The sequence below is a fragment of the Actinorectispora metalli genome (assembly GCF_056323685.1).
The window spans coordinates 1483514-1499826 of record NZ_JBREYE010000001.1; the positions used below are offsets into that span (position 1 = coordinate 1483514).

General features: G+C 68.1%; 13 protein-coding genes and 1 tRNA gene. 5 read left to right on the forward strand and 9 right to left on the reverse strand.

All coding sequences use genetic code 11. The features are described 5' to 3' along the window. Position 1 precedes the first annotated feature (1 nt). The 4 genes from ACU6XJ_RS06765 to ACU6XJ_RS06780 are packed head-to-tail and all read right to left on the reverse strand — an operon-like array spanning position 2 to position 3939. Complete coding sequence (locus ACU6XJ_RS06765) at positions 2-601, reverse strand: GTP-binding protein (protein WP_476307731.1); 600 nt, start codon at positions 599-601, stop codon at positions 2-4. Then, positions 579-1010, reverse strand: a complete 432-nt coding sequence (locus tag ACU6XJ_RS06770; RefSeq protein ID WP_476307732.1) for a DUF742 domain-containing protein — start codon at positions 1008-1010, stop codon at positions 579-581. The genes ACU6XJ_RS06765 and ACU6XJ_RS06770 overlap by 23 nt, the downstream gene beginning before the upstream one ends. Next, positions 1007-1432, reverse strand: a complete 426-nt coding sequence (locus ACU6XJ_RS06775; RefSeq protein WP_476307733.1) for a roadblock/LC7 domain-containing protein — start codon at positions 1430-1432, stop codon at positions 1007-1009. Before ACU6XJ_RS06775 ends, ACU6XJ_RS06770 begins: the two co-directional genes overlap by 4 nt. Next, positions 1429-3939 (reverse strand): sensor histidine kinase, encoded by a 2511-nt coding sequence (locus ACU6XJ_RS06780; protein ID WP_476307736.1) that lies wholly within the window; start codon positions 3937-3939, stop codon positions 1429-1431. Before ACU6XJ_RS06780 ends, ACU6XJ_RS06775 begins: the two co-directional genes overlap by 4 nt. A 382-nt stretch (positions 3940-4321) precedes the next feature. Between ACU6XJ_RS06780 and ACU6XJ_RS06785 the strand changes: the two genes are divergently transcribed. After that, positions 4322-5707, forward strand: coding sequence for a NarK family nitrate/nitrite MFS transporter (locus ACU6XJ_RS06785; RefSeq protein ID WP_476307738.1), 1386 nt, complete (start codon positions 4322-4324; stop codon positions 5705-5707). Between the two features lie 57 nt (positions 5708-5764). Here ACU6XJ_RS06785 and ACU6XJ_RS06790 read toward each other — a convergent pair whose 3' ends face one another. The 4 genes from ACU6XJ_RS06790 to ACU6XJ_RS06805 all read right to left on the reverse strand — a co-directional run bounded on the left by ACU6XJ_RS06790 (position 5765) and on the right by ACU6XJ_RS06805 (position 11017). Then, positions 5765-7489 carry an alpha/beta fold hydrolase gene (locus tag ACU6XJ_RS06790; protein ID WP_476307741.1) on the reverse strand — a complete coding sequence of 575 codons (1725 nt, stop codon included), beginning with the start codon at positions 7487-7489 and terminating at the stop codon, positions 5765-5767. Positions 7490-7582: 93 nt separating this feature from the next. After that, entirely contained in the window at positions 7583-9202 is a 1620-nt protein-coding gene (locus ACU6XJ_RS06795) for an alpha/beta hydrolase (protein ID WP_476307744.1), read from the reverse strand. Positions 9203-9315: 113 nt separating this feature from the next. Beyond that, positions 9316-9933 (reverse strand): TetR family transcriptional regulator, encoded by a 618-nt coding sequence (locus ACU6XJ_RS06800; RefSeq protein ID WP_476313829.1) that lies wholly within the window; start codon positions 9931-9933, stop codon positions 9316-9318. Positions 9934-10054: 121 nt separating this feature from the next. Continuing rightward, complete coding sequence (locus ACU6XJ_RS06805) at positions 10055-11017, reverse strand: acyl-CoA desaturase (RefSeq protein ID WP_476307746.1); 963 nt, start codon at positions 11015-11017, stop codon at positions 10055-10057. Positions 11018-11424: 407 nt separating this feature from the next. On the opposite strand from ACU6XJ_RS06805, the gene ACU6XJ_RS06810 reads away from it, so the two are divergent. The 4 genes from ACU6XJ_RS06810 (at position 11425) to ACU6XJ_RS06825 (ending at position 15945) form a co-directional block, all read left to right on the forward strand. Then, positions 11425-11496: transfer RNA gene (locus tag ACU6XJ_RS06810), tRNA-Gln, on the forward strand. Between the two features lie 161 nt (positions 11497-11657). Then, positions 11658-13385, forward strand: coding sequence for a GGDEF domain-containing protein (locus ACU6XJ_RS06815; protein WP_476307748.1), 1728 nt, complete (start codon positions 11658-11660; stop codon positions 13383-13385). Between the two features lie 113 nt (positions 13386-13498). Then, positions 13499-14965: a bifunctional UDP-N-acetylglucosamine diphosphorylase/glucosamine-1-phosphate N-acetyltransferase GlmU gene (glmU, locus tag ACU6XJ_RS06820; RefSeq protein ID WP_476307750.1), complete on the forward strand. Its 1467-nt coding sequence runs from the start codon at positions 13499-13501 to the stop codon at positions 14963-14965. 5 nt (positions 14966-14970) lie between these two features. Further along, complete coding sequence (locus tag ACU6XJ_RS06825; protein WP_476307752.1) at positions 14971-15945, forward strand: ribose-phosphate diphosphokinase; 975 nt, start codon at positions 14971-14973, stop codon at positions 15943-15945. A 77-nt stretch (positions 15946-16022) separates the two neighbouring features. Here the strand turns inward: ACU6XJ_RS06825 and ACU6XJ_RS06830 are convergent, their stop codons facing one another. Further along, positions 16023-16313 (reverse strand): hypothetical protein, encoded by a 291-nt coding sequence (locus ACU6XJ_RS06830; RefSeq protein WP_476307754.1) that lies wholly within the window; start codon positions 16311-16313, stop codon positions 16023-16025.

Genomic DNA, 16313 nt, shown 5'->3' on the forward strand with positions numbered 1-16313 from the left:
TTCAGCCGGTGGCGGCGGTCTGCATCCGGCGGAGCAGGACCTCTTCGATCAGGGCGACCAGCACGCCCTTGACCGAGGCTCGCTGGCGGGCATCGCAGCCGACCATGGGAATGTCGCTGCCGATGCCCAGAGCCTCGCGCACCTCGTCGAGGTCGAAGCGGTTGGCGTTGTCGAACTCGTTGACCGCCATCAGGAACGGCACGCCCTTCTCCTCGAAGTAGTCCAGGGCGGGGAAACAGTCCTCGATGCGAGAAGTGTCGACCAGGATCACCCCGCCCAGGGCGCCCTCGATCAGGTCGTCCCACAGGAACGAGAACCGCTCCTGGCCCGGCGTGCCGAACAGGTACAGCACCAGCGCGGAGTCCAGCGAGATGCGGCCGAAGTCGAAGGCGACGGTGGTCGTCGTCTTGTCCGGCAGCGAGGCGGCGTCGTCGATGCCGACGGACACCTCGGTCATCGCGGCTTCGGTGACGAGCGGCTCGATCTCGGAGATCGCGCCGATGAAGGTGGTCTTCCCGACGCCGAACCCGCCGCTGACGATGATCTTCACCGCGGACGGGATACCGGCCGAGACCTGGTCAGAGTGCGCGGACAAGGTCACGGATCCTTTCGATGACGCCGATCGGCAGCGCTGCGCGTTCGGCGAAGGACAGCATGTTGCCTGCGACCAGGTCGGCGACGAGCACCTGGGCCACACCGACCGGGACGCCCAGCAGCGCGGCGATCTCGGCCACCGTGCGGGGCCGCTGGCACAACTCGACGATCCGCCTGCGCTCGAAGGCCAGCGGGGCGGACAGCGCCGCAGGCGCCGCGCCGACCATGGTGTCCAGGCGGAGCCCGTCGTGCAGCGGCCGGGTCCGGCCGCCGGTCACGATGAACGGCCGCACGAAGGAGTCGTCGGCGGGCTCCGGTGCGGGCTGGACGGTGCCCGGCACCGGTTCGAACCAGGACCGCGGCTGCGCCTTCGGGATCATCCGGGGATCGGGGATTCGGGGTCCGTCGTCGTTCATCGCGGCAGGTTCTTCCGCAACTCGCCGATCAGCAGCGGGTTGAGCATGCCGCCCGCCCGTTCGGCGAGGACGGCCATCTCGTAGCCGATCAGGCCGACATCGCAGTTGCTGTCGGCGATGACGCCGATGCAGCTTCCGTCGGCGATGGCCGAAACCAGCAGGAAGCCCCGCTCCATCTCGATCATGATCAGCTTGAGGCCCGCGAACGAGTAGTGCCGGGAGGCGCTGCGCGCCAGGCTGGTCAGGCCCGACACCAGGGCAGCCAGCCGGTCCGCCTCGGTGCGGTCCAGTCCCTCGGACATCGCGATGAGCAGCCCGTCGGAGGACACGCAGACCGCGTCGCGGACGCCGTCGGTCTGCTTGACGAAGTTGACGATCAGCCAGTTGAAGGTGTGGCCGTTCTGGTGCACCTGGGCGGTCATTGAGGGTTCTCCTCGGTGGGTCGGGCGGTGCGGGCCAACTCGGGCAGGTCGCTGCTGTCGGCACCTCGTCGGTAGCCGCCCGCGAACGCGGACAGCGTGGCGCGGATGTCTTCGGGTTTGGGCGGCGCGGCGGCGGGGGTCGGTGGCGCCGCGGCCGCGGGCCGCTCGACGGGCTTGCGTTTCGGCGTGCGCTTGACCAGACCGTTGCGGGTGCGCTCGGGCTCGTCGGTCTGCTGAGCCTGCGCCTGCTCCGGTGCTGAAGCGGTCCGCGAGCCCGGCGCGGATTGCGCTGGCCGTGACGCCTGCGCGGCCTGTTTCGGCTGGGCGGACTGGGGCTGCGAAGTCCGGTCAGGCTGCGAGGTCAGCCCAGGTTGCGAGGTGAGGGCGGGTTGCGAGGTCGGATCGGGCCGCGTCGGCGCGGGCCGCACCGTGGAGAACCGACCATCCCCCACCCCATTGCCCTCGAAGCTCGGCCGTGCCGACCCGGCGGCTTGGGGTTCCTGGCGCGCCTTCGGGTCCTCCGTAGCCGCCCAGTCGATCGCCATGGGCGGCAGGGTGATGCGTGCGGTCACACCCGTCGCGGGTGAGACGGACAGCTCCACCGTCGCGCCGAGCCGCTGGGCGAGCTTGCCGACGACGTAGTGCCCGAGGAACCGGGTCGGCGCGACCAGGAAGTTCTCCTCGCCGCTCAGCCGCGCGTTGGCCTTGGCCAGTGCCTCGGGAGGCATGCCGACGCCGTGGTCGATCACCGCGAGCACGTACCCGGAGCCGACCTTGCGGCCGTAGATCTCCACCTCCAGGTCCGGCGGGGAGAACGCCAGGCCGTTCTCGATCAGCTCCGCCAGCATGTGCGCGCACTCGGCGGCCATCGAGCCGTTGATCCGGATGTCGTCCATCTTGCGCAGCACGACCCGGCGGTAGTCCTCCACCTCCGACAGCGCCGCCCGCACCACGTCGGTGACCGACAACGCGGCCGACCAGCGCCGCGGGTTGTTCTCCCCGACCAGCACCAGCAGGCTCTCGGCGTTGCGGCGCATGCGGGTGGCCAGGTGGTCCAACTCGAACAGGTTGGCCAGCGTGCCCGCGTTGAGCTCTTCCTTCTCGAACTCGCTGATCAGGCCAAGCTGGCGGCGGACCAGGTTCTGGTTGCGGCGCCCCAGGTTGGCCAGCGACTCGCTGGTGTTGCGGCGCAGCACGGCCTGCTCGGTGGCCAGTTCGTAGGCCGTGTTCTGCACGCCGTTGAGCGCCTGCGCCACCGAGTGGATCTCCGTCGCGGCGACCTCGGGCACCCGCGCGGGCTCCGGCGGCGGGGGTGTGTCGTCCTCGGCGGTCTGCACCCGGTCGACGGCGATCGGCAGCCGGTGCCGGGCCATATCGCCTGCCTCGTGCACCAGCGCGGCCAGCGGACCCAGGATGGATCGGGTGGCCCCGATGACCAGCAGCACCTCGGCCGCGATCACGATGGCGGCCAGCACCAGGATGCCGCCCAGTTCCAGCGCCGCGTTGTTCTGCAGGTCCGCGGCCCGCCCGCGGATGTCGGTGCCGACGCGCTGCTGCACCACGCGCATCTCGTCGACCACGTTGGTCATCGCGTCCCACCAGTTGGCGGGCTCGATCCTGGTGGGCAGCGGTCCCGCGGGCGCGTTGACGGCGACGGTCTCGAAGGTGGCGGACTCGGTGGCCGATGCCGACCGCAGCGCCTCGTCCAGCCGGGTGCGCTGATCGGGGGTGGCGAACTTGGTGAACGCGCTCAACGCGCTCTGCTTGGCGGCCCGGATCTCGGTGAACTGCACGTACTCGTCCTGGGCGCGGAAGCGGCCCGCCGCGAAGACGCCGTTGAGGAACCCGCGTTCCCTCGCGGTGGCCTCCTTGGCCTCCGACAGCGAGGTCAGCGCCTGCACACCGGAGCGGATCTCGCGGTCCGGCGAGCGGTCCAACCCGAGGTCGACGCGGCTGAGCTCGATGATCGCGTCGGTGTAGTACCGGAACGTCGCAGCCCGGTCTGCCTGGCCCGCGTCGACCTGACCGCGGATCAGCGCCACATCGGACAGCCGCTGCGAGGCCGAGTTGATCGCCGCCCAGCCGATCACGCTCGGATCGGAGTTCAGCCTGCGCAACGCGGTCAGCGCGGCGTCCAGCCTGCCGCGTTGCTGGTCGATCTGGCCGCGGTACTCGCTCTGCCCGCCGAGCAGGCCGTTGGTGAGCCCGCGCTCCCGCTGCACCTCGTGGATCAGCTCCTGCGCGCCGAGCGCCAGCGAGACCGCGTTGGAGGTCCTGATCGCCTCCCGGTGGCCGCCCGCGACCTGGACGATCATCACCGTCAGCAGGCCGAGCACGATGGCCAGCGAGACGATCAGGATGCGGGAGAGCTTCGCCCGGATCGTGCGCGGACGCAGCAGGGAGGAAGCGATGTGGGACACGCGGCCGGGTGTGGCGGCGTGACTGTGCTGTGCAAGACGGACGAACTGGCTCTCGTGCGCCGTCGTCGAGCGATGCCTCGCGCTCATCAGAAACCGGCTCCTCATTTTCTCCGCGCGGCAGTTCCGGAATTGGCAAGCGCCGAGAGATCCATCCCCGTCAAAGACTTCTCGACACATTTTCAGATCGCACCACTTACGACAATGTGATCCGGGTCACAGTCGTCCGATTTCCGGCTTTGTGCGGTCCCGGGCGGTCTCGCTGTACGAATTATCATGTGACGCCCGGTTAAACAGAATTAATAACGCGTAAAGCGCTGAACCGCTCGGCAGGTCGTTGAAACCCGTACCACACCACCTTTTCTCGGGCGTCGCGGTTTTCACTCGTTCGCCGGATAACATTCCCGCCGACACCCGGGTTATTCATCAGGGGACCGCACCGCACCACGAGAGAACGCGGATGAACACTGACATGACCACGCAGGTGAATACCCGTCGTCGCGGCTGGATCGACCACTGGGAACCGGAAGATCCCACCTTCTGGAAGAATACCGGACGAAAAACGGCGAATCGCAACCTGGTGTTCTCGATTCTGGCCGAACACGTCGGTTTCACGGTATGGCTGCTGTGGAGCGTCGTGACGGTTTTCCTCCCCAAAGCCGGATTCCACTTCTCCGTGGACCAATTGTTCTGGCTGGTCGCCCTGCCAAACCTCGTCGGTTCCGTGCTGAGATTGCCGTATACGTTCGCGGTGCCCGTTTTCGGCGGCAGGCTGTGGACGGTGATCAGCGCCCTATTGCTGCTGATTCCGACCGGACTTCTGGCCTGGTGCGTGTCCGATCCCACCACGCCGTATTGGATGTTCGTGATCGCGGCCTGCACCGCGGGCCTCGGCGGCGGGAACTTCGCCTCCTCGATGGCCAACATCTCGTTCTTCTACCCGGAATCCCGCAAGGGCCTCGCGCTGGGCCTCAACGCGGCGGGCGGCAACATCGGCGTCGCCGTCGTCCAGCTCACGGTGCCGCTGGTGGTCGCCGCGGCGACCGGCATCCACCTGATCTGGGCCGCCCTGATCTGGATGCCACTGGCCATCATCGCCGCGGCCTGCGCCTGGGCGTTCATGGACAGCCTCACCGTGGCCAAATCCGACTTCAAGGCCTACGCGGGCTCGATCCGCCGCCGCCACACCTGGGTGATGTCGTTGCTGTACATCGGAACCTTCGGCTCCTTCATCGGCTTCTCCGCCGCCCTGCCGCTGCTGATCAACAAGACCTTCCCCGAGTCGAAGGCGGGCTACTTCGCCTTCCTCGGCGCACTGGTCGGCTCGCTGTCCCGCCCCGTCGGCGGCTGGCTCTCCGACCACCTCGGCGGCGGCAAGGTCACCCTCTGGACCTTCCTGGCCATGGGCTTCGGCGTGCTGGGCGTGGTGGAGAGCCTCGAATTCCACAGCTTCCCGCTGTTCCTGGGCTCGTTCCTGATCCTGTTCGTGCTGGCGGGCATCGGCAACGGCTCCACCTACCGCATGATCCCCGCGATCTTCGCCGCGAAGGCCCGCGCCGCCACCGACGACGCCCAAGCCCGCGAACCGGGCGACGCCGCGAGCAGGGCCGCCGCGTTGCTGGCCGCCAAACGCGAGTCAGCCGCCGTCATCGGCCTCACCGGAGCGATCGGCGCCATCGGCGGCTTCCTCATCACCCGCGCCTTCGCCATGTCCATGACGTCGTACGGCTCGATCGAACCCGCCCTCTTCGCCTTCCTGGCCTTCTACCTGATCTGCCTCGCCGTCACCTGGTGGTGCTACCTCCGCCGCCGCGTCCTGGTCGAACAGGTGCCGAGCCTGGCATGGGCAGGCGTCTGAACACGCGAGTGGGCGCTGTGCCGGGGTGACCCGACACAGCGCCCACAGGCGGTGTGATCAGCGGTTGTGCGAGCCATAGAGCTTGCTGAGCAGCTCTTCCAGCGTCATACGCTTGTTGCCGATCTTGAGCTCGACCTCGCCGGACTGACCGCGGGCGTCCTTGCGGGGGCCTGCGTTGTCGCGGTCCGGGGTGACGGGGTAGAGCTTGTCCTCGCCGGGCAGCGGCAAGCCGTCGCAGGTGACGTCCTTGGCCGCCAGTTCGCCCGCGGTGAGCCACTTGTCGCCGATGGCGTCGACGCAGGTGTTGCCGCCGAGGCCCCAGATGCCGTGGTCGCCCTCGTCGTCAACACCCAGGAACACCGTGTTCGGGGTGCGGCGGTGCGCCGCGACACCGAGCTCCCACGGGGTGGCGGGGTCGAGTTCGGACTGCACGAGCAGCATCTTCTTCAGGTCACCGCGCGGCTGGCGCAGCGGCGGGGACGCCTGGTACGGCCAGTACACGCAGGCCTGCGCGACGTAGCCCGCACCGGAGAGCGGGTACTTGCGGGTGATCTCGGCGCCCGCGTGCTCCCAGTACCGCTCACTGCGGATCCAACGGGTGTCGTTGCAGGTGATCGCGGTGAAGACCCCGGCGAGCGCGGGCTCGGGGAACATGTCGCCCGCGGCGTCGAGTTCCTCAAGCTGCGCGACGACGTCCTTGGCGGTCGGCGCGCCGGGAGCGTTGTCGACGACCTTCAACGCATCCGACAGCGGCTTGGCGATGCCGGGGAAGGAGTCCTTGGAGTACAGGCTGCCGATGATCTGGTAGTCCAGCTTGGACGGCGAGACCGGGGCGAACGCGCCCTTGGCGAACGCGGCGCGCACCTTCTCGTAGTTGGCCTTGGCCTCGTCCTCGTTTGTACCGAAGCCCCACTGCGCCGGGTCGCGGCCGAGCCAAGCCAGGAACTGGTCCTCGAAGCGGCGCTGGAAGCCCAGCGGCTGCACGGTGAACGTCTGCTGCCAGCTACGGGTGAAGTCGACGTTGCTGTCCAGGATGAACCGGCCGGTGCGGCCGGGGAAGTACGTCGAGTAGTGCGAGCCGACCCAGGTGCCGCCGGAGTAGCCGATGTAGTCGATCGTTTCGTACTTCAGCAGGCCGCGGACCAGGTCGAAGTCCCGCACGGTTTGCTCGGTGGTGAGGTAGCGCAGCCAGTCGCCGTGCTTGGCGACGCAGTCGCCGACGAAGGTCTTCTGTAGCTTCTGCTGGGTGCTGATCGACTCGCGGGAGAGGTCGCGGGCGTCCTCGGGGATCACGAAGTCGCCGCAGTCGATCGGGGTGGACTGGCCCGCGCCCCGCGGGTCGACACCCACGATGGTGTGGGTATTCAGCATCGCGTTCTTGTTCAGGCCGAGGCTCAGCGAGATCAGGTCCGCCGCGGCGCCGGGACCGCCGGGGTTGGTGAACAGCGCCCGCGCGTCGGCCTTCTTGCCCGGCACCCGCGTCACGTTCAGCGTGATCGAGCCGCGCCGCGGGTTGTGGTAGTCCTTCGGCGCCTTGACCTTGGCGCATTCGAACGCGGGCAGCGGACGGCCGATCTGGTTGAGCAGATCGTCGAACTTCTTCGCGTTCGGCGAGCAGTTGTCCTTGCTCCAGGACAGCTGCTGAGAGGTGTACTCGCTGCCGGGGGCGGGTGGCCTGGTGTCGCCTGGCGCGGCGACGGCCGTCGCGCTGAGCAGCGACGTGCCCAGCACCAGGCCTGTGACCAGCGCTAACGCTGATCGCAATGGCGTGGAAACGGTCATGCTGAGGTCCCCTTTACCTGTGGATAGGCGCACCCTAGACAGATAAAGGAAGAACCTCAGCAGCCCGTTATGACGTTGTTAGACCGAATCCGTTCAGAAACGGAAACGAGGCGTATTGATCCGCCGCAGCAGTGTGTCCACCTCGGACAGCGGGCGCTCTACCTGGGCTCCGACCCCGCGGCCGCCGCCGATGGGATAAAGCTGGGTCTCGTCCGGCAGCGGCAGCCCGGCGCAGCCCGAGCCCGGTGCGGGCAGCTTTCCGGTCAGGATGAACTTTTCCGCCACGTCATCGACGCACTGGTTGCCGGAGTTGTAGATGCCGTGGTCGCCCTCGTCGCTCACGCCGAAGAGCACCGTGGACGGCACCCTGCGGTGCGCGCTCGCGGCGAGCTCCCATGGCGTGGCCGGGTCCAGTTCGGACTGGATCATCAGCATCGCAGGCAGCGGCCCACGTCCTGGGCGGTCAAGCCGCGCCTGGTAAGGCCAGTACGCACAGGGCTGCGCGACGTAGCCCGCGCCGGCCAGCGGATACCGGTTGGTGAGTTCGGAGCCCCGCCGCACCCAGTACGCCGGGTCACGGCTCCACATGGTGTCATTGCAGGTGATCGCGGTGAACACGGCGGACGCACCCGGCGTCGGGAACAACTCCGTGATCCGGTCCAGCGCCTTGAACTGGGCCACCACTTCCTCCGGCTTCGGCGCACCCGGAACCTTGTCCACGATCTTCAACGCCCCCGCCAGCGGCGTGGCCAGTTCGGGGAACTTGCTCTTGGAGTACAGCTGCTCAAGGACATAGCGGTCCAGCCTGGTGGGCGTCAGCGCGGGCAATAGCCCGCCCTTGACCGCCAGGCGCACCTTCTCGTAGTTCTGCTTCGCCAGATCGCGTGAGTGGCCGAAGCCCCACTTGTCGTGGTGGCGGCCCAGCCAGGCGAGGAACTGCTCCTCGAAACGCCGCTGGAAGCCCATCGGCTGGAGCATGAAGTTGTCCTGCCACCGGGAGGCGAACGCGGTATTGCTGTCCAACACCAGGTGACGGGCGCGCAGCGGGAAGTACCGGGCGTAATGCGCGCCGATCCAGGTACCGCCGGAGTAGCCAAGGTAGTCGATCTTGTCCTGGTCGAGCAGGCGCCGAACCAGGTCGAAGTCGCGCACGGTCTGCTCGGTGGTGATGTAGGGCAGCAGGCCGCTGTATTTGGCCACGCAGTTGTCCACGAAGGTGCGGACCAGCTTCTGCTGGTGGCTGATCGACGCGGGCGAGAGGTCCCGCGCGTCGTAGGGGTACTCCGGCTCGCCGCAGTCCATCGAGGTGGAGCCGCCGGTGCCGCGCGGATCGATGCCGATGAAGTCGTGTTCGGGCAGCGCGGCCCGCTTGGCCTGGGCCATCGAGATCGTGAGCAGGTCGGCGGCCGCACCGGGCCCACCGGGGTTGGTGAACAGCACCTTGCGGTTCTTCGTTGTCCCACTGGAGACGCGCGTGACCAGCAAGGTGATCGGGCCGGACCCGAGGTTCTCGTGATCCTTGGGTGCCAGCACCTTGGCGCATTCGAAGGCGGGCACGGCCTGCCCCGCCGTGGTGAGCAGCTTCTTGAGATTCTTGGCGTTCTCCGAGCAGTTCGCCTCGCTCCAACCCAGCCTCTGCCCGTCGAACGACGCCTCTTCGGCTACCGCGACCGGCGAGAGCAGCGCCGCCGACACCGCCACCCCGAGCAGCAACGACCCACACCTGAACACCTGGAAGATCCCCTCGTCGCAGTGATCACCGCTTGATCACATTACGACAAACGGCCTAAACCTGCTGGGCCGCAAGACCACGACTTCGGGTGAACTCAGCTCTGGTGCCGCAGGCGTGGCTTGTGCTCAAGGTGCGACAGGCCGTTCCAGGCGAGGTTCACCAGGTGGGCGGCGACCTCTTCCTTGCGGGGTTTGCGCACCTCCAGCCACCACTGGCCGGTCAACGCGACCATGCCGACCAGGGCCTGGCTGTACAGCGCGGCCAGTTTCGGCTCGTAGCCGCGGGCGCTGAATTGCACGCCCAGGATGTGCTCGACCTGGCTGGCGATGTCGTTGAGCAGGCTGGAGAAGGTGCCGGTCGCGCTGGCCACCGGCGAGTCGCGGACCAGGATGCGGAAGCCGTCCGTCGAGCCCTCGATGTAGTCCAGCAACGCGACGGCCGCCATTTCCAGCAGCTCACGAGGATGCCCCACCGAACGCTCCCGAGTGCCGTCGGCCAGTGCGGTCACGATTTTGTCGAGCAGCATCTGCATCTCGCGGTCGACGACGACTGCGTAGATGCCTTCTTTTCCGCCGAAGTGCTCGTAGACGATGGGCTTGCTCACCGCGGCCCGGTGCGCGATCTCCTCGATGGAGGTCGCCTCGAAGCCCTTCTCCGCGAACAGTGCCCGCGCCACGTCCAGCAACTGCTGGCGTCGTTCCTTGCCGGTCATGCGCACGCGCGTCACAGGAGCGCCCCCGTCCTCCCCCGCGCGACGGCTGCGGCGTCTCCCCACCATTCACGCACCTTAGAGCGCCGGGCCGACAGAATCGGCCCGGCGCCGTCACAAGCAGTTACTTCGCGGTGATCTTCGCGAGCCGCTGGGGCGTGGGCCAGCGGACATTCCACACCCAGCCCATCTTCTCGAAGAACCAGATCACCCTGGCCGAGGAGTCAAGCTGCCAGCGCAGCACGCCGTGCCGCGCGCAGGTCGGGTCGGCGTGGTGCAGGTTGTGCCAGGACTCGCCGAAGGACAGGATCGCCAGCGGCCAGAAGTTGGCCGCCTTGTCGCGGCTGGCGAAGGGCCGGTCGCCGATCATGTGGCAGACCGAGTTCACCGACCAGGTGACGTGGTGCAGGAACGAGATGCGCACCAGGCCCGCCCAGAAGAACGCGGTCAGCGCGCCCCACCAGGACCAGGTGATCAGACCGCCGAGCACCGCGGGCGCCAGCAGGGTCACTGCGGTCCAGAGACCGAACTGCGAGTTGACCTTGACGATGTCCTTGTCGGCGAGCAGGTCGGGGACGAACCGCTCCTCGTTGGTGCGGTCGCGGTTGAACATCCAGCCCATGTGGGCGTGCCAGAAGCCCTTGGCCACCGCGCCGGGGCTGGTGCCGAACAGCCACGGCGAGTGCGGGTCGCCCTCCTTGTCGGAGAACGCGTGGTGACGGCGGTGGTCGGACACCCAGTGCAGCACCGGACCCTGCACGGACATGCTGCCCGCGATGGCCAGCGCCACCCGCAGCCAGCGCTTGGCCTTGAAGGAGCCGTGGGTGAAGTAACGGTGGTAGCCCACCGTGACGCCCATGCCGCTGACGTAGTAGAAGACGGTGGCGATGATGATGTCGGTCCAGGTCAGACCCCAGCCCCACGCGAACGGCACCGCGGCCAGCAGTGCGACGAACGGGACGAGGATGAAGACGTACACCAGGATGTGCTGGCTGTTGGGGCGCGGCGGCGCGAGCAGTGGCTTGGGCCCCGAGTTCTCTGTTTCGGCCTGCCGCGCTGACGCGGCTACCTCGGTCGTGACTGTCATAGATTGGCACCTCGACGGGGGAGTTGCGGCAGGCAAGGCCACATGTACCTAGGCTACGGAACCGTAACTTACGCCAACGTAGGTTAGGTTCCACGCCTTGGCCAGTCCTAGTAAGCGAATTCACGGCGTGTTGACGCCCACCGGGCGTGTTGGCGGCCTTGCCACTGACTATCCACATAAGAAGTTCGGCGTCCGGTCACTTCTTGGCTTACCCAGCCGCCACGTCCGTCACGCGGGCGGAACCGCCGAGTACTGTCAAAAAGATCAAAATGCTGGCCGCTGATGGCGCGTCCCGCTACCGTTGTCACGGGGCTGGGGCCGGTGGTTGTTTCCACAACTGACTGGTTACGCTCACCTGCGGAGCGACCTGGTACGAGCGAGGACTGGGAGCGTTTCGTAACAGTTAATCCGCCGTGGTGTAACAGGCAGCACCTTGGATTTTGGTTCCAATGGACCAGGTTCGAATCCTGGCGGCGGAGCGACCGGTAGCACGGTGGCCCGGTGGTCTCGATCATCCGGGCAGGGAGCCCATCTGTGCTTTATCGTCGGATTCACGAGCATGCGGGCATGACGAGGTGCTCGGCTTGGGCGACCAAGGGGGTGCGAGCCACTGCTGGGACGGGAGGAACGCTCCGACCCGATGGGCGACCTGCAGCCTGCGCTCGGCGAGTTGCCCGACTCCAAGCTGGCCGAACTCGGCCGGGCGGCGGTCGCGGCCTCGCAGCACCCGGAGCCGGACACCCAGCAGGCGGCCAGCCGACGCGCCGATGAGCTGCTGGACGAGGCCCGGCGCCGGGGTGAACCGCAACTGGTCGCGTGGATGCTGCGCTCCAGCGCGATGACCAAGATCTTCGTGCCCAGCTTCGAGCACCGCGCCGGTCCCCTGCTGGACGAGTTGCTCGCCCACGCCCGCCGCCACGGCCTGGTCATGTTCGAGGCCGCCGCCTACTCCTCGCGCGCCAGGCAGTCCATCGCGCTGGGCCACGAGGACGCCGCACTCACCAACGCGGCCATCGGCCTGGCCACCCTCGAGCCCGAGCTTGTGCACATCCAGACTGTGTTGCGCGACCTGCCGGACCCGGTGGGCTCGCATGCCGCCGTCGAGGACTGGTTCGACCCGCGACGCCTGCTGACCGGCGTGATGATGGACATCTCGATGGCGCTGGTGCAGATGGGCATCCACGAGCACGCCGACGAGCTGATCGCCGCGGCCGACGAGATCATCAAGTCCTGCGGCACCCAGCACGAGATCACCATCCACCTGCTCAACCGCTCCTGGCTGTGCCTTGGCTGGGGGCTGCGACTGGAACGTGTCGGCCGGTACGAGGAGGCCACCGAGAAGTACGAGACAGCCGCCGCGCTGGCGGGCGAGGTGGAGGGGCCGTGGCGGCAGTCGCTGTTCCCCCGCAACGCCGCGTTGCCCGCGTATGAGCAGATGCCGATCCTGGCCGCCGCGCTGGGCATGGCCGACCCCGGCGAGCATCACGTGCATCGGCTGACCAGGCTGTTGGGCAGCGTGGTGTTCCCCGGCGAGGAGATCCTGACCGGCATCGCGCTGGCGCGCAGCCTGGAGTCCGGGGAGCGGTTCGCCGAGGCCGTCGACATCCTCACCGCGACCCGCAAGAAGCAGCACGACGACAACTCCGAACCCGCGCTGCGGCTGTCGCTGGTCCGCGAACTGGCCAGGCTCAGCGCCAGCGACCCCCGTTTCCAGCCCGAGGGCGCGTGGGTGGGCTACGCCGCCGAGTTGGAGGCGGAGCTGTGGTCGCTGCGCGAGGCGCGCAAGGCCACCCTGCACACCAGGCTGGACCACGAGCGCCTCACCAAGGAACACGGCGCCGTGGCCAGGCAGGCCTTGCAGGACCCGCTGACCGGCCTACCCAACCGCCGCGACCTCGACGACCGCCTCCGAGCGCTCTTGACGGCACCCCTGAACGCCCCGCACGCGGTGGCGATGGTGGACATGGACGGCTTCAAGGCCGTCAACGACCGCTACTCCCACGCCGAGGGCGACGCCGTCCTGCGCGTGGTGGCCACCACCCTGCGGGACGCGCTGCGCACCGAGGACCTGGTGGCCCGCTACGGCGGCGACGAGTTCGTGGTGCTGCTGCCCAAAGCCACCCTGCACGCCGCCAAGAACGCGTTGCAGCGCGCCATCGAAGCGGTGGCCGCGTTGCCGCCGGAACGCGCCCGCAACGTGACCCTCTCGGTCGGCGTGGTCGCCGTGATCGACTACCAGGCCCCCGAAGCCCTGCTGGCCCAAGCCGACGCCGCCATGTACCTGGCCAAACGCCAGGGCGGCAACCGCGTCGTCGCCGCCGACCCGGCGCTCGCGCCACCCGAAGCCCGCTCTGACGGCGTTAGATAGAGCTTCTGGCGGCTATGACCCCAATGGGGCTTGCCCCGGGCGGCAGTGGGCCTGCCCACAGCGGCTACGTTTGCGGTCGCACCGGCGGGTCCGAGATGAATCAAGGGAGAATCGTGACCGGAGTTTCCTGTGTCGTGCTGGCGGCGGGCGAAGGCACCCGGATGCGGTCGGCGACCCCCAAGGTGCTGCACCGGCTGGCGGGCCGTTCGCTGGTGGAGCACGCGGTGCGCGCCGCCGCGGGCATCAAGCCGGACCAGCTTGTCGTGGTGATCGGCCACGCCCGCGAGACCGTGCGCGAGCACCTGGCGGGCAGCGATGTGCTGATCGCCGTGCAGGAGGAGCAGAAGGGCACCGGTCACGCGGTGGCCTGCGGCCTCGCGGAGCTTCCCGCCGAACTCACCGGGACCGTGGTGGTGACCTACGGCGACGTGCCGCTGCTGGACTCCGCGACCTTGGAGAACCTGCTGGGCCGCCACTCCGCCGACGGCAACGCCGTGACGGTGCTGACCGCCGAGGTGGACAACCCCACCGGCTACGGCCGCATCCTGCGCGATGCCGACGGCAGCGTGCTGGCGATCGTGGAGCAGCGGGATGCCACCGAGGAGCAGCGCCGGATAACGGAGATCAACTCCGGTGTGTACGCCTTCGACGCCGCGGTGCTGCGGGACGCGCTGAGCAGGTTGGGCACCGACAACTCCCAAGGCGAGCTGTACCTGACCGACGTGCTGTCCATCGCCCGCGGCGACGGCCGCCGCGTCGGCGCGCTGACCTGCGAGGACCGCTGGCTGGTCGAGGGCGTGAACGACCGTGTGCAGCTTTCCAGGCTGGGCGCCGAGCTCAACCGCCGCCTGCTGGAGCACTGGATGCGCGCGGGCGTGACGGTCGTCGACCCGGCGTCGGTGTGGCTCGACGCCGATGTGACGCTGGCCCAGGACGTGACCATCGAGCCCGGCGTGCAGCTTCGCGGCCGCACCAGCATCGGGGCGGGCGCGGTGGTCGGCCCCGACACCACGCTGACCGACTGCGAGGTCGGCGCGGGCGCCAAGGTCGTCAGGACCCAGGCCTCGGAGTCGGAGATCGGCGAGAACGCCTCCGTCGGCCCGTTCGCCTACCTGCGCCCCGGCTCGCGGCTGGCCGCGAAGGGCAAGATCGGCACCTTCGTGGAGACCAAGAACGCCACGATCGGCGAGGGCAGCAAGGTCCCACACCTGACCTATGTCGGCGACGCCACGATCGGCGAGCAGTCCAACATCGGGGCGTCGAGCGTGTTCGTGAACTACGACGGCGTCAAGAAACACCACACCGTTATCGGATCGTTCTGCAAGACCGGATCGGACAACATGTTCGTCGCTCCGGTAGAGGTCGGTGACGGAGCGTATACCGCGGCGGGGACCGTAGTACGCCGAAACGTCCCCCCGGGTGCACTCGCGGTGTCGGGTGGCCCACAACGAAACCTCGAAGGATGGGTTCTGACCAGGCGTTCTGGTACTCCTTCTGCGGAGGCCGCTGCGCGGGCACTGGAGGCCTCGGGTGATGATGAGGCGAACAGCAGGCCAACGCAGGAGGAACGACCACGGTGAGCGCGGTGTCATCGACGACCCCCAAGAAGAGCCTGATGCTCTTCGCGGGGCGCAGCCATCCCGAACTAGCCGAAGAGGTCGCCAAGCACCTCGACGTATCGATCGCCCCGCAGCAGGCCTACAGCTACGCGAACAGCGAGATCTTCGTCCGCTTCGAGGAGTCGGTGCGCGGCACCGACGCGTTCGTCATCCAGAGCCACTGCGCGCCCATCAACGACTGGGTGATGGAGCAGTTGATCATGGTGGACGCCCTGAAGCGGGCGTCCGCGAAGCGCATCACCGTGATCATGCCGTTCTATCCCTATGCCCGCCAGGACAAGAAGCACCGCGGCCGCGAGCCGATCTCGGCGCGCCTGATCGCCGACATGTTCAAGGTGGCGGGCGCGGACCGGATCATGACGGTGGACCTGCACACCTCCCAGATCCAGGGCTTCTTCGACGGCCCGGTGGACCACCTGTGGGCCATGCCGCTGCTGGCTGACTACGTGCGCAACAACTACTCGGGCTCCGACATCACCGTGGTCTCCCCCGACGCGGGCCGCGTGAAGCTGGCCGAGAAGTGGGCCGACCTGCTGGGCGGCACCCCGGTGGCGTTCATCCACAAGACCCGCGACCCCCTCAAGCCCAATGAGGCGGTCGCCAACCGCGTGGTCGGCGAGGTCCGCGGCCGGGTGTGCATCGTCATCGACGACATGATCGACACCGGCGGCACCATCGCCAAAGCCGTCGAGCAGCTATTGGGCGAAGGCGCGGCCGACGTGATCGTCGCCGCCACCCACGGCGTGCTCTCCAACCCCGCCGCCGAGCGCCTGGCGAACTGCGGCGCCCGCGAGGTCATCCTCACCAACACCCTGCCGATCCCGAACGACAAGCGCTTCCCCCAGATGACGGTGCTGTCGATCGCTCCCTTGCTGGCCCGCGCGGTCCGCGAGGTCTTCGAGGACGGCTCGGTCACCAGCCTGTTCGACGGCAACGCCTGAACAGAGACCGTGAGCGGTAAGACGAGTGTGAATTCGTCTCACCACTCACGGTCTTTGTTTTGGGGGCGCGGTGCTGCCTAATACCTCGGGTGCATTCCCCCGGCGTCGACGCGGGCGGAGCGGACGGGAAGCAGCGCGGCGCTGATCTCGGACCGAAGCCGACAGGTGATGGCGTTGCACACCCCGCAACCCCCACTCGGGTCGATCGGGTGGATGCGCAGCAGCGCACGGACAGCGGCGACGGCGCGATGGAACTCTGAGCGAGCCAGCCGGGCAACCTCGTGGTCGGTCCCTTCCTGGATCGCCACCAGCAACATGGTCTGGTGGGTGCGTATCTCCATGTCCTGCACCGCCGCCGCGACATCCAT